This window comes from Streptomyces sp. NPDC048172 (genome assembly GCF_043202595.1).
GTDB lineage: Bacteria > Actinomycetota > Actinomycetes > Streptomycetales > Streptomycetaceae > Streptomyces.
Window position 1 is genome coordinate 173,284 of sequence record NZ_JBIDAT010000014.1, and the last position, 19,230, is coordinate 192,513.

The following is a 19,230-nucleotide window of genomic DNA, read 5'->3' on the forward strand; positions in this document are numbered from 1 at the left end:
GGTGCCGGGTCATCGGGTCACCGATCACCAGGCGACCGGGAGGCGGCGCAGGCTGTAGACGACCATGTCGTAGAACTCCAGCTCCTCGCGCGGGCACGCGAGCCGCAGCGTCGGGAAGCGGCGCAGCAGGGCCGGGAAGGCGATCCGCATCTCGATACGGGCGAGCTGCGCGCCCAGGCACTGGTGGATGCCGTGCGCGAAGCCGAGCTGCCCCGTCGCCTCGCGCCGCAGGTCGAGCGCCTCGGGGGAGGGGAAGCGGGCCGGGTCGTGGTTGGCGCCGATCAGCGAGAGCGTGACCGTCTCGCCCGCCCTGATCACCTCGCCGTCGACCTCGACGTCCTCCAGCGCGGACTTCGCGGTCGTATGGGCCACCGTCAGATAGCGCATCAGCTCCTCCACCGCCCCGTCCGCGAGGTCCGGGTCGTTCCGCAGCAGCGCGGCCTGGTCCGGGTGGTCGAGCAGGGCCAGGGTGCCGAGGGAGATCATGTGCGCGGTCGTGTCGAACCCGGCGCCGAGCAGGAAGCCGCCGAGCCCGGCGATCTCCTCGTCGGTGAGGTCGGTGGCCGTCAGTTCGCTGAGCACGTCGTCGGTGGGGTGGGCGCGCTTGGCGGGGACCATCTCGGCGATGAACGAGGTGAGGGCGGCCAGCGCCTCCTCCTGCGCCTCGAATCCCGCCGTCCCGCTCATCGCGGCCTCGGCGTGCCGGTGGAAGACGTCGCGGTCGCCCTCGGGGACGCCCAGCAGCTCGCAGATCATCAGCGACGGAAGGGGGTAGGCGAACGCCTCCACCAGGTCGACGCCGGGGCCCCGGCGCTCCATGTCGTCGAGCGCCTCGTCCGCGAACTGCTCGATCCGGCCCGCGAGCTGGCGCATCCTGCGTGCCGTGAACCACTTGGCGACGGGCTTCCGCAGCCGGGTGTGCTCGGGCGGGTCGATGCCGGTCATGTCGCCGGGCGAGGCGGGGGGCAGGCCCTCGGGCGGCGCGTCGGGGATGTACAGGTGCATCAGCTCGTAGCGGGAGCTGAAGCGGCGGTCGGCGAGTATCGCGCGGACCGTGGCGTAGCCGGTGGCGGCCCAGCCCTCGTGGCCGTCGGGGTAGGTGAACCGCCGCAGCGGGCTCTCCTCGCGCAGCGGGGCGAGGGCCTCGGGCGGCAGGTACGGGCGGTGCGCTGGGCGTTCGAGGGGGAACTCGGTGATCGGTGCCAGGGTCATGAGGGCTTCCTTCCGTACGTACGGATGCGTGGTGGTCTTCAGCGGCGTGGCCGTCAGCGGCGGGCGCCGCGCTGGAAGGCGGAGCGCGCCCAGAAGTAGCCGAGGAGGGTGAGGCCGAGGCACCAGGCGACGGCGGCGTAACCCTGGCTGCCGATCTCCGTACCCATCAACAGGCCGCGCAGCGTCTCGATGACCGGGGTGAACGGCTGGTACTCGGCGAACCAGCGCAGGCCGGTCGGCATCGACTCCGGCGGGACGATGGCGCTGCCGAGGAAGGGCAGGAAGGTGAAGGGCAGCGGGATGTTGCTGGCCGTCTCCACGTTCTTGGTGACCAGGCCGATGCCCGCCGACAGCCAGGTGAGGGCCAGGACGAGGAGGGCCAGGAGGCCCGCGGCGGCGAGCCACTCGACGGCGGTCGCGCTGGGCCGGAAGCCGATCGCGAGGGCGATGGCGACGACGAGCACGATGCTGGCCAGCGTCTGGAGGACGCTGCCGACGACGTGCCCGGTCAGGAACGAGGCGCGGGAGATCGACATCGTCCGGAAACGGTTGACGATGCCCTCGGTCATGTCCGAGCAGACGCTCACCGCGGTGGAGACGGCGCCGGAGGTGGCGGCCATCAGGATGATGCCGGGTGCGATGTAGTCGATGTACTCGCCTCCGGCGCCGCCCGCCGGGGTGCCGCCGATGCCGCTGCCGAGTGCGCGGCCGAAGACGTAGTTGAAGAGCAGCAGCATCAGGACCGGCATCGCGAGCGTCGAGATCGACATGCTCGGGTAGCGCTGCGCGTGCTTGAGGTTGCGGCGCAGCATCGTCATCGAGTCGCGCACGGCGTAGGACTGGGCGCTCATCGCGAGGCCACCTTCCGGGAGTCGGGGTTCTCGGGGCTGTCGGGGTTGTCGGGGTTCCCCGTGAGGGCGAGGAAGACGTCGTCCAGGTCGGGAGTGTGGATGGTGAGCGAGCGGGCGTCGATCCGCCGGTCGTCGAGGATGTCGAGGACGGCGCGGAGCGTCGGGATGTCGCCGTCGCTCGGGATCTGCAGGGTGAGTTCCTCGTCGTCGCGGCCGACGGAGGCGAAGAGCCCGGCGGCCTTCTCCAGCTCCCCGGCCTCGGCGAAGCCGAGCCGGATGTGCCCGCCCGGCATCCGGCGCTTCAGCTCCTCGGCCGTGCCCTCGGCGACGATCGTGCCGTGGTCGAGCACGGCGATACGGTCCGCGAGCTGGTCGGCCTCCTCCAGGTACTGCGTGGTGAGGAAGATCGTCACGCCGTGGTCGGCGACGAGGCCGCGGATGATCCCCCACATGGTGCGGCGGCTGCGCGGGTCGAGGCCGGTGGTCGGCTCGTCGAGGAAGATCACCCGGGGGTCGCCGACGAGCGTCATGGCGAGGTCGAGCTTGCGCCGCATGCCGCCGGAGAAGGTGGCCACGGGCTTGCGCGCGGCCTCGACGAGGTCGAACTGCTCCAGCAGCCGGGCGGCGCGCCGCCGTCCGTCGGCCCGGTCCAGGTGCTGGAGGTCGGCCATCAGGAGCAGGTTCTCCTCGGCGGTCAGCAGATTGTCGACGGCCGCGAACTGGCCGGTGACGCCGATCGAGGCGCGGATGCCGTCGGCGTCCGCCGCCAGGTCGTGCCCCGCGACCTGCGCCTCGCCGCCGTCGGCCTCGATGAGGGTGGAGAGGATCTGGACGGTGGTCGTCTTGCCCGCGCCGTTGGGGCCGAGCAGGGCGAAGACGGTGCCCTCGGGGATCGTCAGGTCGACGCCGTCGAGCACGACCTTCGCTCCGTCGGAGCCGTCGGCGCCGTACGACTTGCGCAGGCCCACGGCCGAGACGGCCGGTCCGGTGCTGGGATTCATGGCAACTGCCGTTTCTGTGGAGGGAGATGAAGGACTGGGGTGGATCAGGAGCGGTGGACGACGATGTCGCCGATGCCCGTACGGGCACGCAGCTCGACGGTCTCCTCGGCGGAGCCGGGTCCGCCGGCCGTCTCAAGGGCGTTGTGGACGCCGCCGACGCGGGTGTGCACATCGAGCCAGGCGGCGCTGCCCTCGCGGACGCCGACCTCGATGTTCCCGGCGGCGGTCTGGAGCGCGAGCACGCCGCGTTCGGCCGCGCGGATCCGGATGGGGCCGTTGGCGGACTTCGCCTCGACGCCGGAGTGCGCGACGCCGACGTCGATCGGGCCGTTGGAGGAGTTCACGGAGAGCGGCCCGGTGGCCTCGCCGACGGTGGTCCCGCCGTTGCGGTTCTTGACCGTGCCCGAGCCCGTGATCGCGCCGAACGCGACCCGGCCCGTGCCGTGGACCTCGGCGTCGCCGTGCACCCGGTCCACGTCGATCTCTCCGCTGTCGGTGCGCAGTCGTACGGAACCGGCCTCCTCGACGCGGATGTCGCCCACGGAGGTGCGGAGCACGCACGCGTCGAGGGGGCCCTCGCAGACGTAGTCGCCCATGGGCGAGGTGGCCTCGATCCGGGAGCCCGCGGGCAGCTCGACGCGGATGTCGAGCTGCCCGCTCCTGCCGAACAGCCCGCGGTTCCTGGGGCCCTTGACGACGAGGGAGCCCCCGGAGCAGGAGACCCGGGTCTGTTCGGCCGTACGGACGTCGAGCTCGTCGTCGGCCTTGTGGGGCAGCACGTCGACGACGGTCGTGGCGCGCTTGCCCGCGGTGACCCGGACGGTCCCGATGTCGAACTCCAGGGTGGCCGAGAGGGGTTCAGGGGTGTCGTACTCAGGCATGGCTGTGCCTTCCTCGTGACTCGTGCGAGGGGAAAGGGATCTGGGGGCGGGCGCTTCAGCTCGCCCAGCCGGTGTAGGTCTCGCCGCCCCAGCGGCGGGTGCGTCCCGGCGGTCCGCTCGGAGCGCCGGGCTCCAGCGCGGCGGTGGCCACGCGGACCAGCCAGGCGTTGACCGACAGCCCCTCCCGGCTCGCCGCCTGCTCGACCCGGGCCTTGAGGTGGGCGGGCAGCCGGAGGTTGACGCGGGCGGTGGCGCCGTCGTCGTCGTGCGGCGGGGGTGCGAGCGGCGTCGCGGGCAGGGGCCCGCCGCCCGGCTCGCTCTCCTCGGGGCCCGGCGGTGGCGTCACCACGAACTCGGGGTCGAGGCCGCGCAGCCGCACGTCCACCGAGCCCGGCGCGAGGTCGCGGGTGACCTCGCCCATGGCGGCGGAGAGGGCTTGCAGGAGGGTGAGCCGGGTGGCCGACTCCAGGGGAGCGGCGAGCCGCTCGGCGAGCGCGCGGGTGTCCTCGCCGCCGCCCTCCGCGGAGGCGGCGAGTTCGCGCCGGAGTGTTTCGACGTACGGCGTGAGGTCCATGACGCCAATATGGCACCGCTATGGCGCCAATGCAAGAGGGGTTGGCGCTAGAAATGGCATTACGTGTGCCGCCGCGTGGTGCCACCTGCGGGAACGCGAAATGCGTTCGATCGTGCGGCGGGGCGCGCGGCAGGATGTGCGGGTGTTCGAGATCCTTCTGCCGTTCGTCGCGGCCTGCACCCTCATCGCGCTGGCCCCCGGCCCCAGCACCGTCCTGATCATCCGGAACTCCCTGCGCGGCAGAAGGCTCGGGATGCTGGCCGTCCTGGGCAACGAGACCGGCGTCTTCGTCTGGGGCGTCGTGGCCGCCTGCGGCCTCACCGCGCTGCTGGCCGCCTCCGAGGTCGCCTACGACGTGATGCGCTACACCGGCGCCGCCGTCCTCCTCGTCTTCGGCGTCCAGGCCCTGCGCGCCGCGCGCCGCGGGGACGGCGAGGGGGACGCGGACCGGTTCGCGGGTGATGCCACAGTGGCGTCAGGGTGGCGCGCGTACCGCACCGGCGTCCTCGTCAACCTGGCCAACCCCAAGGCGGGCATCTTCGCGATGTCCTTCCTCCCGCAGTTCGTGCCCTCCGGCGCGCCGCAGCTCCCGGCGATGATCGCGCTCGCCGCGTTCTGGGCCGTCTTCGAGATCGGCTTCTACAGCACGTACGTCTGGGGCGTCGGACGGCTCAGGAAGGTGCTCTCCCGCGCGGGCGTACGGCGCAGGCTGGAGCAGGTCTCCGGCGGTGTGCTCCTCGCGCTGGGCATACGGCTCGCGCTCGACGGCTGACGCGTACGAGCCGGGTGGGCGCGGGACCGGGGGTCAGCGCAGCACGGCCGCCGACTCCGGCGGCAGACGCAGCACCCCGTCGCCGCCCAGCCGCGTCCCCTCCGGCTGCCAGGCCGCCAGCAGCACCGCGTGCGCGGAGGGCAGCGGGATCTCGGCCGTCCGGTCGGGGGAGAGGTTCACCGCGACGTGCAGCGGGCCGTTGCGCAGCAGCAGCCAGCGCGTGCCGTCGGGCCTCTCGCGGTGCTCGGCCCGGGCCGCGCCGAGCGGGGTGTGGGCCAGCACCGGGTGGGCGTGGCGCAGCGTCACCAGGGCGCGGTGCCAGGCCAGCAGCCGGTCGTGCGGCGGTTCCGCGGGCTCGTCCCAGTCGAGGCAGGAGCGGGCCCGCGTCGCCGGGTCCTGCGGGTCGGGCACCTCCTCCGCCGTCCAGCCGTGCGCCGCGAACTCCCGGCGCCGCCCGCGCCGTACGGCCTCCGCCAGCTCCGGGTCCGGGTGGTCGGTGAAGTACTGCCAGGGCGTGCGCGCGCCCCACTCCTCGCCCATGAACAGCATCGGCGTACCGGGCCCGAGCAGCACCAGCGCCGCCGCGCACGCGAGCGGTCCCGGCCCGGGCCCGGTGAGCGCGGCGAGGCGCTCGCCCCTGGCGCGGTTGCCGATCTGGTCGTGGGTCTGCGCGTAGGCGAGGAAGCGGTGCGCGGGCGTCGCCGCCGTGCCGGGGTGCACGGGACGCCCGTGGCGGCGGTCCCGGAACGTCGAATACGTGCCGTCGTGGAAGAAGGCCCCGGTCAGCGTCTTGACGAGCGCGGCGGGCGGGTCGTGCGCGAAGTCCTCGTAGTAGCCGTGGGACTCGCCGGTGAGCGCCGTGTGCAGGGCGTGGTGGAAGTCGTCGTTCCACTGCGCGTGGACGCCGTGCCCGTGCGCGGTGCGCGGCGCGGTCGTACGGGGGTCGTTCAGGTCGGACTCGGCGATCAGGAAGAGGGGGCGGCCCGAGTGCGCGCCCAGCGCGTCGACGGCGGCGGACAGCTCGGCGAGGAAGTGCTCGGCGCGGCTGTCGGCGAGGGCGTGCACGGCGTCGAGGCGGAGCCCGTCGAGCTGGTAGTCGCGCAGGAACGCCAGGGCGCTGCCGATGAGATGGGCCCGTACGTCGTCCGAGCCGGGCCCGTCGAGGTTCACGGCCGCGCCCCACGGCGTCCGATGACGGTCGGTGAAGTACGGCCCGAAGGCCGGGAGATGGTTGCCGGACGGGCCCAGATGGTTGTGCACGACGTCGAGGACGACCCCGATCCCGTGCCCGTGCGCGGCGTCCACGAACCGCTTCAGCCCCTCGGGCCCGCCGTACGGCTCGTGCACGGCCCACAGCGCGACCCCGTCGTACCCCCAGCCGTGCGTCCCCGGGAACGGGCAGACCGGCATCAGCTCGATGTGCGTGACCCCGAGCGCCGCGAGGTGCGGAAGACGCGCCACGGCGGCGGCGAAGGTGCCCTCCGGGGTGAACGTGCCGACGTGCAGCTCGTACAGCACGGCACCCGGCAGCGGCAGCCCCCGCCACGGATGGCGCCACCGGTACGCGTCGTGGTCGACGACCGCGCTCGGCCCCCCGGGCCCGTCCGGCTGGCGGCGCGAGCGGGGGTCGGGGAGGAGGGGGCCGCCGTCGAGCGAGAAGCCGTAACGCGTCCCGTCCGCCGCCGGGGCCTCGGCCTGCCACCAGCCCCGGTGGGTGGGGGAGCGGCGCATGGCGCGGGAGCGGTCCGGGGGCAGACGGAGCGTCACGGTCTCTGCGGCGGGGGCCCACACCTCGAACAGCATGCGGCCATTCTCGGTCAGGTCTCAGTCAGGACGGCCGCGCCGTAGCGGAGTTGGCGCGGAACCGGCCCCCGTCCCCTCCGCCCCCGGCCGCGAGGAGCGCCGTCGCCAGCGCCGTACGCTCGTACAGCACCTCCCGCCCCTGGCGCCACGACCGCACCAGGCCGCTGCGCCGCAGCACGGCGAGGTGCTGGCACGCCGACGACGGGGACTGCCCGAGCAGCCCCGCCAGCGCCGTCGGCGACAGGGGCGCGCCCAGGCGCCGCAGGAGCGCGGCGCGGGTACGGCCGAGCAGCGCGGCGAGCGCGTCGTCCTCGGCGTCGCGCGGGGCGCCGTCCTGCCACACGTGGGCGATGCCGCGCACGGCGTAGACGAGGGTGGGCTGGTGGTCGGTCAGCTCGCCGATCACGATGAGATGCGGCCACACATAGACGGACGGCACCAGCAGCAGGCCCTGGCCGCCGAGGTCCCGGACGGCCGGGTCGCAGTGCGGCTTGTCGATGTTCAGGACGCCGCCGGAGAGCGCGATCTCGGGGTGCAGGTCCGCCATCAGCGCCTCGGCGCCGCCCTCCACCAGCAGCCGCGCGCGGTGGCTGACGTCCGCCTCCAGCACGGTCCTGAGCCGGGGCCAGTGCGGCGCGATCACCGCCGCCCAGTAGCCGCGCAGCGCGTCCGCGACGCGGTGCACGCCCGCCGTGCCCGCATCCAGCGCGCGGTCCAGGACGGGCGGCAGCGGCTCGTCCTCCCAGACCTTCGCGAAGTCGGTGCGCACGGCCTCGGGGGACATCGCGCGCACGATGTCGAGCTGGCCGTCGATCGTCGTCGTACGGCCGCGCACCCCGGCGAAGAGGAAGTCGGCGAGGTCGCGCCGCGCGGGCACCACGGCCTTCAGCAGCTCGACGTCGACCTCGTCGAACGCCCGCCGCATGCCGCCCGACCAGGGGCGGTGCAACGGGTGCACGACCCCGGCCGAGACCATGTGCAGGCTCGCCGCGACCTCGGACAGGGGCGAGAACCCGAACCTTGTCCGGCACAGATCGGCGGCGCCGAGGCGAAGCTCAATCACATGCGTGAGCTTACGGAGGGGGCGGGCCGGTGTCCGACCCTTCAGCCCTGACTTCATGGTGTGCGCTCCGCCGTGCGCCGCGCCGAGGCTGACGGCATCCGGCAGTTCACCGATCCGCCCAAGGAGCCCACCATGCGTCTGCGTTCGCTGTACTACGCCCTGCCGGCCGCCGCCCTGATCGCCCTGTCCGCCGCCGCGCCCTCGCAGGGGAGGGGCGCGGCGGCGGACTCGGGCTCACGCTGTGACCGGCAGTTCGACGCCGCCGTCACGCAGTACGTCGACGCGCATCCCGCGCGGGACGTCGAGATGTTCGCCGGGGTCCTGCACGACGGCTGGACAGTCGTCTTCCCCGACGCCGAGGTGCTGAAGGGGAAGAAGGCCGGTCTCAAGTGGGTCCGGGAGGAGTTCTTCAACGACCCGGACTGGACGCAGACCTTCGACGAGGAACGCCGCGTGGTCAGCGGCTGCCGTACGGGCTTCGTCCTCTTCGACTCGGTCTACGAGGAGCCCGGTTACCGGACCCACCTGAAGATCGGCCTGACCTTCACCTACGAGCACGGGAGGTGGCTGGTCATCCACGACCAGAACACGAGGGTTCCGGCGGGCGGATAGGGCGGCTCACGCCGGGGGCGCCATGCAGTAGCGGTGCTGGGTGACCGGGTAGTGGGCTCGGGTGAAGTTCTTGGCCATGGGGGTGTTGCCCGTGTCCGTGGAGGCGGCGATCGTTTGGGCGCCGCGTTCCGCGAGGAAGTGGGTGCACTCGGCCAGCAGGTCGTACGCGTACCCGTTGCCGCGCTGCTCGGGGACGACCCCGATGAACGCCGCCGCGGGGCCCGAGGGGATCTCGCCCGGTACATGGACGCCGACCAGCTCGCCGTCGCGGGTGTGGGCGACCTGCCACCACTCGCGGGGCGAGGAGAGCCAGCTCAGGTGCTCGAAGTCCTCGCGCACGGCCTGCTCGACGCCGCCCTCGGCGACGGCCTTGCGCGCGTGGGCGTCGAGCGTGCCGCTCATCACCCGGCGCAGCACGTCCTGGAACGCCGCGTCGTCCGGCTCGGAGCGGAAGACCAGGCGGCCTGGCCGCTCGGGCAGGCCGTCGGCCGGGGTCCACGTGTAGCGGTAGCGCTCGACGAGCGGGGTGTACCCGGCGTCGGCCGCGACCGCGATACGGGCCTCGGCCGCCGCCAGCGTCTCCGGCCGCTCGCGCCAGCCGGGCGGCAGTACGAGCTCGAACTCGGCCTTCAGCGGCGCCTCGCGCAGCAGGCGGACGCCCGCCTCGTGCTCGCCGGGCGCGATGTCGAGCCAGTCGAGGACGACGGGCTCGGTGTCCTCGGGCGCGGCCCAGAACGCGGCGCGCGCCACGACCTCGCCGCCGCGCTCGGCGACGAAGGTCCAGTCGGGGCGGTACTCGCCACCCTCGGCGAGCGTCCCGTACGGGCGTCCGAGCAGGGGGCGGCCGACGAGGCCGGGGTCGTCGAGCGAGGTGAAGACGGCGCGCGCGTCAGCTTCGGTGAGCGCGCGGATGACCAGATCGGTGGGACCGGTCGTGGATGTCACGGATTCCTCCGGAAGAAGTGGAGCACGAAAGGGAATACGAAAGGGCACCTGTACGCATCGCTATCGCCTCCTTGTTCTTCGCGGACGTGATCGCCGCGTAAGTGAAACCCCTGGACAGGCGATCTGTCCAGGGGTTTTCGGCGGTCAGTCGAGGTCCTCCACGCCCGGGGCCACCTTGCAGGTCGTCGTGTGATGCGCCTTCAGCGCCTGCTTGGCGATCCGCACCATGTCCTCGCGCAGGCCCCCGTAGTTCTCCCGCCACGCCTGGGCCTTGACGTACAAGTTGGTGGCGCCGTCGTCGCCCTTGGCCTTGGTGCAGGGGACGGTGAGGCTGACGGCGTCCTGTGAGGACCAGCTCTGCTCGTAGCCGGGGACGCTCCTGGTCTTGCCGTGGCCCGGGCCCGTGCCCACCCGGTCGGGCTTGTGCACCGAGTCGCGTTGCACGACAGAGACCCGCAGCACCTGCTTGTCGTCCACGGTGACGCCGCACTGGAAGTTGTGGCTGAGCTTTCCGCGCGTCGACCGCTTCCAGCGGTCCGCGTACCGGGCCGCGGGCACGACGCGGTCCAGTACCGAGCCGGAGGTCCAGCACGTGGGCTCCCCCGACGCCTTGAACACCTCGGAGGGCTTCTTCGGGGCCGCGGGGTCCTCGCCCCTGGCGAGATAGCCTCCCAGCGCCCCCGCCGCGAGCAGGGCCACGGCGAGGACGGTGAGCAGGGTGATGCGGAGGGGGCGGTTCATCTGCGTGCGTTCCCTTACTTCTCTACGGCCATTTGCTTCACTTGCTCGATGGACGTCAGGAACGGGGCCGTCGAGCCGACCCGGCTGTATCCCTGGCCGAATCCCTCGTTGGAGTACAGGCGGCCCCAACTGGACGAGGTGTCGACGCCGTACTCCTCCGTGATGGCCTTCAGCATTCTCTGGTTCTGCCGCACGTCACGCTCGGACATCTCGTCGTAGATCGCGCTGGCCCTCTCGGCCGCCGGGGCTGACTTGTTGCTGCTCCAGTTGTTGCCGTCCATGTCGCTGAGGGTGGCCCCCTCGGACCCGATGAGCAACGCCGCCGCGGTCGCGGCACCGACGGGGTGCGCGAGGAAGGGCTTCGTCACGCTGGCGCCCGTCACCACGGTGCCGAAGGCGGTGTTGCCCCACAGGCGGTTGCTGAGCGTGGACTTGTCGTACTCCGAATCGTCCACGACCGCCGGGCCGATGATGGTCTCCTGGGCACCGGCGGCCAGCGTGCCCGCGGTCTCGCCCGAGGTCTTGAGGACCTCGTTCACGATGTCCCGCGGAGGTGCGTCGTACCTCTGGCCCGCCGGGACGTCCCCGCCCAGATGGTGGTCGAGCACCTGGCCGGTGTAGAGCTTCTGCGCGGCGCTGATCTCCGCCTTCGCCTGGGGGTCCTGCCCCAGCTGCACGAGGAACTTCGTCGCGTCGCGGTGCTCCATGTCGGCCTGCGCCCCGGACATGGGGAACAGCTTCTTGTCGCCCTCGCCCTCGGTCATGGCCCGGAACATGTCCGGCGTGTACTCGGCCGCGGCGTTCCCCAGGCCGGTGCGCATGCCCGGGGAGAGCGAGATGTCCGCGTTCCCGTCCTTGTCCATGGACCCAGTGCCCTTGATGATCTTGGACATGAGGTCGGCCTGGTCCTTGGTGTGCTCGGCCGGGACGTTCTTCGGCGCGTCCCAGTCGTGACCGGTGGTCGCGGAGCCCAGCGCGTGGCCGAGGGCCACCTTGGACCCGGTGAAGTCCTTCTCCCTGCCGGACGTGGGGCTTTCGCCGTCCGGCTCCCAGGTGCGGTCCTTCATGACGTGGTCGAAGTTGTCGTCGTCCTTGAAGAAGTTCGTGGACGCGTCGCTGTTGTTCCCCAGCGCCTCGAAATACCCGGTGAACGGGTCCTCGCCCTGGTCGTACGCCTTGCCGAAGTTGAGGAAGTCCGGCTTCTGGTTACCGAACGAGAGCCATTTGCGGTGCGTCTTCTCGTCCAACTCCTCCGTGCCGTTCCAGGGCATGTAGGGCTCCTTGTCGAACTCGACGAGCCGGTCGCCGTACTTGTTCAGGAAACCCGTCTCCCATTTCCCGGTGCGCATCAGGTTGCTCATCACCTGGAAGCCGTAGGGCGGGTCGGCGAACTGCTTCGTGCCGCCCTGGTACCACTGGTTCCGGCCCAGCGGCACCCGGTCGTCGCCGGAGGCGATGGCGTCCTGCTTCCACTTCTGCATCTCGGGTGAGTCGGACTGGCTGGCGAGGCCCAGGGTGACCCCCAGATTGTCCTGGAGCGAGGCGAGCTGCTTCGTCACCGCCTTGGAGCGCGGTTTCTCGTCGGACAGCGGGGATTCCCCGTCGTAATCCGGCTTGGCCGTCTTGTACCAGAACTCCTCGATCCACTTCGGGCCCTTGCGGGTGGCGAACTGTTCGGCGAAGTCGGCGTTCTGGGAGTTCTTGGCGAGGATGCCGTTGAAGCGGGAGATGAGTTTGGGGTCCCGCTTGAAGTCGTCGGTGCCCGCGAGTTTCATCAGCGCGTCGACGTCCCGCTTCGTCTCCGCGTCGACGTCCTTGAGGTTGCTCGCGCCGTCGTCGTTGAAGCCCTTGCCCGGCGGGTCGATCTGCAGGGCCGTCTTCAGGTCGTGGTCCGCGTCCGCCGCCTTCTGGAGGGCGTCGTCGATCTTCCCCTGGTAGTAGACGATCGACTCGTGGAACGCCTTGGCGAGGCCCGGGGTGTTCTCGACGTCGGGCGGCGGGTCGAGATAGACGACGCCGTCCTTCTTGTTGACCTTCAGATAGACCTTGCCGTCGCCGTCCTTCGGCGGGGTGCTGACGGCGCGCTCGACCTCCAGCAGGACCTTCTTCGCGGATTCGAAGACCTTGAGCGCGTCGGACATGACGGTGCCGATCTTCTCGGCCTGCCCGGACGCCTCCGACATCTGGTGCCGGACGCCGCGGAAATGCTTGAACGCGGTCTCCGCCGTCTCGCCGTACCAGCCGGACCGCTCCAGCGGTGAGGAGACGGTCTGGCTGAACGTCTTGGACACGCCCTCGATCTTGCCCGGGAGCTTGCCCCATTTGCCCGCCGCCTGCCGCAGCGGCTCCAGGTTGACGTCGCGCACGTCGGAGTACGCGAGAGGTTCAGTCGTGGCCATGAGTGCGCTCCCTAGGAGGTGGGTTCATCGGTCTTCGGGAGCGTGTTCGGCACGTAGGGCCCGTAGAGCGGCGGGCGCGGCGACAGCGGCGTGGTGCCGTCCGCGCCCGGCAGCAGCGGGGAGTTCGGCTGCAGCGAGTACGGGGGCTGCAGCGGGGAGTTCGGGAGGCGCGGGGAGTTCGGGAGCAGCGGCTTCGAGGGGTCGAGCCGGTCCAGGTCCACTTTGCGCCGTACGTCCTCGGCCTTGAAGGTCGTGGCCGCCGAGCGCAGCGACTTGGCGACCCCGGTGTAGAGGCCGTCCAGGTACTTCATCTGCTTGCGCCACATCACCTGGAAGTCCTTGAACGCCTCGTCGCTCGCGAAGCCCTTCATGGACCCGGGGACCTGCTCGGTCTCCCGCATGGTCTCGTTGTCGGTCTTCTGGAACTCGTCGCTCACCTTCTCGGCGCGGCCCGCGTACGAGCGCAGGACGCTCGCCGTCACCTGGAGATCCTTGCCGCCCTTGCCCCCTCCGCCGTCCCCTCCGCCGTTCGGTGTACTCGCCCCGTTGATCTGCATCGAGGCGGACTGCCGGGCGCGCGCGTTCGTGACCAGCCCGGACCATTCTTGTTCGAAAGACACATCTCCCCCGCTTCGCAAGTGAACGTCTACGAGCTGTTGACGAAACTACAAGAGAAGTGGAGGAGATGTCTCCGATCAATGCTGGTGGAGGCCTCGTCCGGCGAGCGTGAGGTACGTCTCGCCCACGGCCTCCGAGAGGGTCGGATGGGCGTGGATGTGCTGGGCGACGTCGGCGGGAGCGGCGTCCCAGGCGACGACGAGCTGGTTCTCGGCGATCATCTCGGAGACGTGCGGGCCGACCATGTGGACGCCCAGCACCCGCCCCTGGGCCCCTTGTTCGGCGACGACCTTCACCATGCCACCCTGGCCGTGCACCATGCCCTTCGCGGTGGCCATGAGGGGGAGCGTGTTGGCGACCGCGTCGTGGCCGCGCTCGCGGGCCTCGGCCTCGCTCAGGCCGACCGAGGCCGTCTGCGGGCTGGAGTACGTCACGCGCGGCACCGTCGCGTAGTCGACGGGGCGGGAGGCGAGGCCCGCCAGGGTCTCGGCCACCAGCAGCCCCTCCGCGAACGAGGCGTGGGCCAGCCCCAGCGACGGCGGCGGCAGCAGGTCGCCCACGACGTGGATGCCGGGCACGGCCGTCTCCAGCGTCTCCCACGACGCGGGCGGCACGAAGCCGCGTGCGTCCGTCGTCAGGCCCGCCGCCTCCAGTCCGAGCCCGTCGGTCACGGGCGTACGGCCCACCGCGACCAGCAGCCGTTCGGCGGCGAGCGGGAAGGGGGCGCCGCGTGACGGCCGTACGGTCCCGGTCACGCCCGCGCCCTCGCGCCGTACGTCCTCCAGCAGCGCGCCCGTACGGACGTCGATGCCGCGCTTCTTCAGCGCGCGCGTCAGATGGCGGCTGACGTCCTCGTCCTCCAGCGGAAGCAGTCGGTCCGCTGCCTCGACGAGCGTGACGTCGGCGCCCATCGAGCGGTGGAACGAGGCGTACTCGACGCCGATCGCGCCGCCGCCCAGCACCAGCACGCTGCCCGGCAGTCCGGGTGCGAAGAGCGCGTCGTCGCTGGTGACGACGTGCTGCCCGTCCGGTGCGAGGCCTGGCAGGGTGCGCGGGCGCGAGCCCGTGGCGAGCACGATGCCGCGCGTCGCCGTCCACTCCTCGGCGCCTTCGCCCGGCACGTCGACGCGTACGGTCCGCGCCGACGTCAGCCGTGCCGTGCCGCGCGCCACGTGGACGCCCGCGCGGGAGAGGTGGCCCTCGACGCCCTTGTGGTTGCGGGAGACGATGTCGTCCCGCGTGGCCGTCAGCGCGGGCCAGTCGACGCTGTCGAGGGTGGCCTTGACGCCCCAGCGCTCGCGCGCCTCGGCGATGCCGTCGACGAGTTCGGCCGCGTGCAGCATGGCCTTGCTCGGCACGCAGCCCCGGTGCAGACACGTGCCGCCGATCAGGTCGCGCTCGACGAGAGTCACGCCGAGCCCGAGGGAGGCGGCGCGAAGGGCCGTGCTGTAGCCGTCCGTTCCGCCGCCGATGACGATCACATCCGTGGTGTTCCCGCTCATGGCCCCAGCGTCCGTCCCGGTGCGGCGATGAGTCCAACACAATGTTTTGATGAAAGGGATGAGCGTTCTTCATGGGGAACGGGGCGCGGAGCCGGGGAGGGGCCGATGAGTCTGCGGCAGATGGAGTACCTGGTCACGGTCGTCGAGGAGTCCTCGTTCACCCGGGCCGCCGAGGCGCTGCACGTCACGCAGTCCGCGCTCTCCCACCAGATCAAGGCGCTCGAACGGGACGTCGGCGGCCCCCTGCTGGAGCGGCTGCCGCGCGGCGTGCGGCTCACCCAGATGGGCCGGGCCTTCCTGCCCGACGCCGAACTCGCCGTCCGCAGCGCCCGGCAGGCCCGCAGGTCGGCCCGCGCCGCCGCCGGGGCCGACGGCGGCGAGCTGCAGGTCGCCACCCTGCACGGCCTCGCGCTCGGCGTGCTGCCGCCCGCCGTCGCCCGGCTGCGCGCGCTCTGCCCGCAGGTCGACGTCGTGCTGCGGGAGTACGTCTCGGAGGACGAGCTGCTGGAGCACATGGCGCGCGGCGTCGCCGACGTCGCCGTCGGCTACCGGCCGCGCGCGTGGGACGGCCCGGTGTGGGAGATCGGCACCGAGGAGGTCGTGCTCGTCCTGCCCGCCGACGACCCGCTGTGCGGCACGGGCACCGTGAAGCTGGAGCAGCTGGCCGACCGCGCCTGGGTGCGGTGCGGCATGGAGCCGTGGGTGGAGGGCCGCCCGTTCCTCGACCTGGTGTGCGGAAGGGCCGGGTTCGCGCCCCGTACGGTCCTGCGGACCGAGCACTCGACGACGGCCGCGCGGATGGCGGCCGGGGGAGCGGGCGTCTCGATGATCTCCGCGCACCTCGTGCCCGCGCTGGTGCCCGCCGAGCAGCTGCTGGCGGTCGATCCGCCGTGGCGCCGTCCGATGACGGCGTTCTGCCGTTCACGTGCCGGTGGTGCCGCGGATGTCTTCATACGGATACTGACGGACGACCTTTCTGGACAGGGGGTTGAGCGCTCCGGAGAATGCTGGTCATGACGCCTCTCGAACCCGGACCCGGCCCCCCGCGTCTCTCCGACGCGGACCGGGAGCACGCCCTGGGTGTGCTGCGCGAGGGCGCCGCGCAGGGCCGGCTGTCGCCGGACACCTTCGTCCGCCGGATGGAGGTCATCCTCCAGGCCCGGTGGCAGGAGGAGCTGCACCCCGTGCTGCACGACCTGCCGGAGCGCGCGCCGCACAACCGGTGGTGGCTCACGGCGGTCGGCCGCGTCTCCGCGTTCCCCGGCAAGGTCCGCGAGGCGTGGCGCAGCCAGCGCCTGCCCGAGCTGCTGCTGCCCGAGCCCGGCCCGTACCCGGTGCTCATAGGCCGGGCGCCCGGCGCCGTCCTGCGGCTGAACCACGACACGGTCTCGCGCTTCCACGCCCGGCTGACGTCCGTCGGCAACGGCTGGCTGCTCCAGGACCTCGGCTCCCGCAACGGCACCTGGGTCAACGGTGGCCGCGTCACCGGCGCGGTCCCGGTCCGGGTGGGCGACGAGGTGCGGTTCGGCCAGGAGGCGTTCCGCCTCACGGCCCCGGGACAGGCGGATCCGCCGGCGGTGCCGCCGCTCCCCAAGGGCCCGCCGCCGGGTCCGTAACAGCGCCTGTGTCGTCCCGGACGAGCAGCGCCACCGGGCTACGGGCGAAGAGGCGGTCGAGGCGGCAGCGTAGGGAGTGGGAAACCGGGGTCTCCTCCGGCCGGGCGAGGAGGTCGCGCCACGTGCCTTCCGGAAGCGGCAGTTCCGTGTCGCCCCAGCCGCCCGCCTCCGCCAGCCGCAGCGACAGCCGGGTCACGGCGGTGACGACGGCGCCGGAGCGGGCGAACGCCACGCAGTGCCCGGCCGCCGCGCCCTCCGCGCGCAGCGGCTCGTAGCGGGCGGCGTCGAGGAACCACTCGGGGTGCCGGGCCCGGAGCCGCAGCGCGGCGGCCGTCAGGCGCAGCTTCTCGTCCTCGTCCTCGTCCCCGTCCTCGGCACTCCCCGCTCCCTCGGGGAAGCGTGCCGGGCTCCGGTTGTCCGGGTCGACCAGCGCGCGGTACGGGCGTTCCGTGCCCTGGTAGAGGTCGGGGACGCCCGGCATGGTGAGGTGCAGCAGCGCCGCGCCGAGCGCGTTGGCGCGCGCGTACGGCGCGAGGGCCGAGCGGAGGGCGCCCAGCGCGCGGGCGCCGGGTCCGTCGCCGCCCGCCGCCCCGCGGACATGGGCCTCGACGGCCGCCTCGTACGCGGCGTCCTGCTCGGTCCAGTGGGTGCGCAGCCCCGCCTCCCGTACGGACTTCAGCACGGCGGGCAGCAGCCGGTCCACGGGCGGCGGCTCCTCGCCCAGGCCGAACGCGGTCTGCCACAGCAGCCACGCGGCGTGCCCGTCCGGCGCCGGAACGGCGGAGTCCGGGGCCGTCGCGCGCAGCAGCTCCGCCCACCGCTCCGGGCACTCGCTGAGCACGGCGAGCGCGGCCCGTACGTCCGCGCTGCGCTTGGTGTCGTGCGTGGAGAGCACGGTGGCGGTGGTGGGCCAGTCGCGCTGGAGGCGCGCGCAGTACGCGTGGAACCGGGCCGGGGAGACCGCCGGGCCGCCCGGGTCCCCGCCGACCTCGCAGGCCGACAGGAGCGGCACATGGCGGTAGAACGCGGTGTCCTCGGCCGACTTGGCGCGCAGCGCGGCGGACACCTGTGCGAAGCGGGCCGGGAAGTCGCCGCCGTACGGGCCGCCGTAGGGCCCGCCGTGCGGCAGGCCCAGCGCCAGGTCCCGTACGACGTCCACGGCGGCGGCCTCCTCCGGCACCCGGAACACCGTCCGCGCCCGCGCCGCGGCCCGCTCCAGCAGCGCCACGTCGGCCGCGGCGGGGGGCGTGCCGGGCGAGGGGTACGGGCGGTAGACGGGCAGCCGTACGAGCAGCTCGCGCACGGCCGCGCGCAGCGCCCACGGGGCGTGGTCGCGCAGCGCGAGGTCGGGGGCCGTCGCGCAGGCGCGCGTGGCGAGCCGGGTGAGCCGTTCGACCTCGGCGGCGAGGTCGTGCACCACGACGCGGTACGCGGCGCGGCGCAGCGTCGCCTCCCACTCGCCGCCCCGGTCCGGGGGAGCGCCGGTGAACTCGCGGTGCAGCGCGGCCAGTTCGGGCATCCCGTCCGGGTCCGTGAAGAGGCCGTCGACGTGGTGCAGCGCGTCGTAGCCGGTGGTGCCCGCGACGGGCCAGGAGGCGGGCAGCGTCTCGCCCGTCCCACCGTCACCGGCCGCGAGGATCTTCTCGACGACCGTCCAGCGGCCCTCCGTCTCCTCGTGCAGCCGCCGCAGATACGCGCCCGGGTCGGCCAGCCCGTCCGGGTGGTCGACGCGCAGCCCGTCCACGACGCCCTCGCGCAGCAGCTGCAGCACCGTCGCGTGCGTCGCCTCGAAGACCTCGGGGTCCTCCACCCGTACGGCGATCAGGTCCGAGATGGTGAAGAAACGGCGGTAGTTGAGCTCCGTCCGGCCCAGCCGCCACCAGGCCAGCCGGTAGTGCTGGGCCTCGCACAGCTCCGGGAGCGGCATGCCCTCGGTGCCCTCGCGCAGCGGCAGGACGCGGTCGTCCCAGCGCAGCGTGCCGTCCTCGACCCGCATCCGGGGCAGCTCCTCGTGCAGCCGCCCGCCGAGGACGGGCAGCAGCACGCGCCCGCCGCCCGCCTCCCAGTCGATGTCGAACCAGCGGGCGCGGGGCGAGCCCGGCCCGTCGCGCAGGACCTCCCAGAGCGGCTCGTTGAGCCGCATGTCAGCGGGTACGGCCATGTGGTTCGGCACGATGTCCACGACCAGCCCGAGACCGTGCGCCCGCGCGGCCCCCGCCAGGGCCCGCAGCCCGCGCTCGCCGCCCAGCTCCTCGCGCACGGTGCCGTGGTCGGTCACGTCGTACCCGTGCGCCGAGCCGGGCACGGCCGTCAGCACGGGGCTCAGGTGCAGATGCGAGACGCCGAGCCCGGCCAGATACGGCACGGCGCGCGCGGCGGCGGCGAACGGGAAGTCCGGCTGGAGCTGGAGCCGATAGGTCGAGTGAGGGGTGGCGGGAACGCCTCCACGTGTCATGCGAACGTACGTACCCGGTCCGGGACCTTTCGTGCCCCGTCCGTGCCAGGGGCTGCCGTGGCTGCCGGTCGCAGGCTGCGGGTTGTTGGGTGGTTGCGCGCGCAGTTCCCCGCGCCCCTAGAGGTACGCGGCGCTCCTCGGAGCGCCCCGTCAGGGGCGCGGGGAACTGCGCGACAAGCCACGCC

At 72.8% G+C, this 19,230-nt stretch carries 17 protein-coding genes; 4 read left to right on the forward strand and 13 right to left on the reverse strand.

The annotated features are described in order from the left end of the window. Positions 1-24: 24 nt before the first annotated feature. From ACGF3A_RS41315 to ACGF3A_RS41335, 5 genes are read right to left on the reverse strand one after another with little or no spacing between them, the layout of a single operon-like run. Positions 25-1,212, reverse strand: a complete 1,188-nt coding sequence (locus tag ACGF3A_RS41315) for a cytochrome P450 (RefSeq protein ID WP_393735950.1) — start codon at positions 1,210-1,212, stop codon at positions 25-27. A 53-nt stretch (positions 1,213-1,265) separates the two neighbouring features. Beyond that, on the reverse strand, positions 1,266-2,063 hold the full coding sequence (locus ACGF3A_RS41320; RefSeq protein WP_393735952.1) for an ABC transporter permease: 798 nt from the start codon (positions 2,061-2,063) through the stop codon (positions 1,266-1,268). Continuing rightward, positions 2,060-3,064: an ATP-binding cassette domain-containing protein gene (locus tag ACGF3A_RS41325; protein WP_393735954.1), complete on the reverse strand. Its 1,005-nt coding sequence runs from the start codon at positions 3,062-3,064 to the stop codon at positions 2,060-2,062. Before ACGF3A_RS41325 ends, ACGF3A_RS41320 begins: the two co-directional genes overlap by 4 nt. A gap of 44 nt (positions 3,065-3,108) precedes the next feature. Further along, the gene (locus ACGF3A_RS41330; RefSeq protein ID WP_393735956.1) at positions 3,109-3,945 is read right to left on the reverse strand and encodes a DUF4097 domain-containing protein; all 837 of its coding nucleotides are present in this window, start codon (positions 3,943-3,945) and stop codon (positions 3,109-3,111) included. 55 nt (positions 3,946-4,000) lie between these two features. Continuing rightward, on the reverse strand, positions 4,001-4,519 hold the full coding sequence (locus ACGF3A_RS41335) for a hypothetical protein (protein WP_393735958.1): 519 nt from the start codon (positions 4,517-4,519) through the stop codon (positions 4,001-4,003). Between the two features lie 100 nt (positions 4,520-4,619). Between ACGF3A_RS41335 and ACGF3A_RS41340 the strand changes: the two genes are divergently transcribed. After that, on the forward strand, positions 4,620-5,291 hold the full coding sequence (locus ACGF3A_RS41340) for a LysE family translocator (protein ID WP_393735960.1): 672 nt from the start codon (positions 4,620-4,622) through the stop codon (positions 5,289-5,291). A gap of 33 nt (positions 5,292-5,324) precedes the next feature. Here ACGF3A_RS41340 and treZ read toward each other — a convergent pair whose 3' ends face one another. Both treZ and ACGF3A_RS41350 read right to left on the reverse strand, forming a co-directional pair. After that, a complete protein-coding gene (gene treZ / locus ACGF3A_RS41345) occupies positions 5,325-7,094 on the reverse strand; it encodes a malto-oligosyltrehalose trehalohydrolase (protein WP_393735962.1) in 1,770 nt (589 codons plus the stop codon). A gap of 25 nt (positions 7,095-7,119) precedes the next feature. Beyond that, the gene (locus ACGF3A_RS41350) at positions 7,120-8,157 is read right to left on the reverse strand and encodes a DUF5937 family protein (protein WP_393735964.1); all 1,038 of its coding nucleotides are present in this window, start codon (positions 8,155-8,157) and stop codon (positions 7,120-7,122) included. 132 nt (positions 8,158-8,289) lie between these two features. On the opposite strand from ACGF3A_RS41350, the gene ACGF3A_RS41355 reads away from it, so the two are divergent. After that, positions 8,290-8,769, forward strand: coding sequence for a YybH family protein (locus ACGF3A_RS41355; RefSeq protein ID WP_393735966.1), 480 nt, complete (start codon positions 8,290-8,292; stop codon positions 8,767-8,769). 6 nt (positions 8,770-8,775) lie between these two features. On the opposite strand, the gene ACGF3A_RS41360 is transcribed toward ACGF3A_RS41355, so the two are convergent. The 5 genes from ACGF3A_RS41360 to lpdA form a co-directional block, all read right to left on the reverse strand. Next, positions 8,776-9,714 (reverse strand): GNAT family N-acetyltransferase, encoded by a 939-nt coding sequence (locus ACGF3A_RS41360; protein WP_393735968.1) that lies wholly within the window; start codon positions 9,712-9,714, stop codon positions 8,776-8,778. Between the two features lie 144 nt (positions 9,715-9,858). Next, on the reverse strand, positions 9,859-10,455 hold the full coding sequence (locus tag ACGF3A_RS41365) for a hypothetical protein (protein WP_393735970.1): 597 nt from the start codon (positions 10,453-10,455) through the stop codon (positions 9,859-9,861). A gap of 14 nt (positions 10,456-10,469) precedes the next feature. Then, positions 10,470-12,854 carry a hypothetical protein gene (locus ACGF3A_RS41370; RefSeq protein ID WP_393735972.1) on the reverse strand — a complete coding sequence of 795 codons (2,385 nt, stop codon included), beginning with the start codon at positions 12,852-12,854 and terminating at the stop codon, positions 10,470-10,472. Between the two features lie 11 nt (positions 12,855-12,865). Then, positions 12,866-13,474, reverse strand: coding sequence for a WXG100 family type VII secretion target (locus tag ACGF3A_RS41375; protein WP_393735974.1), 609 nt, complete (start codon positions 13,472-13,474; stop codon positions 12,866-12,868). A 75-nt stretch (positions 13,475-13,549) separates the two neighbouring features. After that, positions 13,550-14,974: a dihydrolipoyl dehydrogenase gene (gene lpdA, locus ACGF3A_RS41380; RefSeq protein WP_393735976.1), complete on the reverse strand. Its 1,425-nt coding sequence runs from the start codon at positions 14,972-14,974 to the stop codon at positions 13,550-13,552. A gap of 105 nt (positions 14,975-15,079) precedes the next feature. Here lpdA and ACGF3A_RS41385 point away from each other — a divergent pair, with 105 nt between their 5' ends. Both ACGF3A_RS41385 and ACGF3A_RS41390 read left to right on the forward strand, forming a co-directional pair. After that, positions 15,080-15,991, forward strand: coding sequence for a LysR substrate-binding domain-containing protein (locus ACGF3A_RS41385; protein ID WP_393735978.1), 912 nt, complete (start codon positions 15,080-15,082; stop codon positions 15,989-15,991). Next, positions 15,988-16,590 carry an FHA domain-containing protein gene (locus tag ACGF3A_RS41390; protein ID WP_393735980.1) on the forward strand — a complete coding sequence of 201 codons (603 nt, stop codon included), beginning with the start codon at positions 15,988-15,990 and terminating at the stop codon, positions 16,588-16,590. The genes ACGF3A_RS41385 and ACGF3A_RS41390 overlap by 4 nt, the downstream gene beginning before the upstream one ends. On the opposite strand, the gene treY is transcribed toward ACGF3A_RS41390, so the two are convergent. Beyond that, positions 16,520-19,045: a malto-oligosyltrehalose synthase gene (treY, locus tag ACGF3A_RS41395; protein WP_393735982.1), complete on the reverse strand. Its 2,526-nt coding sequence runs from the start codon at positions 19,043-19,045 to the stop codon at positions 16,520-16,522. The two genes, ACGF3A_RS41390 and treY, sit on opposite strands and share 71 nt — an antisense overlap. Positions 19,046-19,230 lie beyond the last annotated feature (185 nt).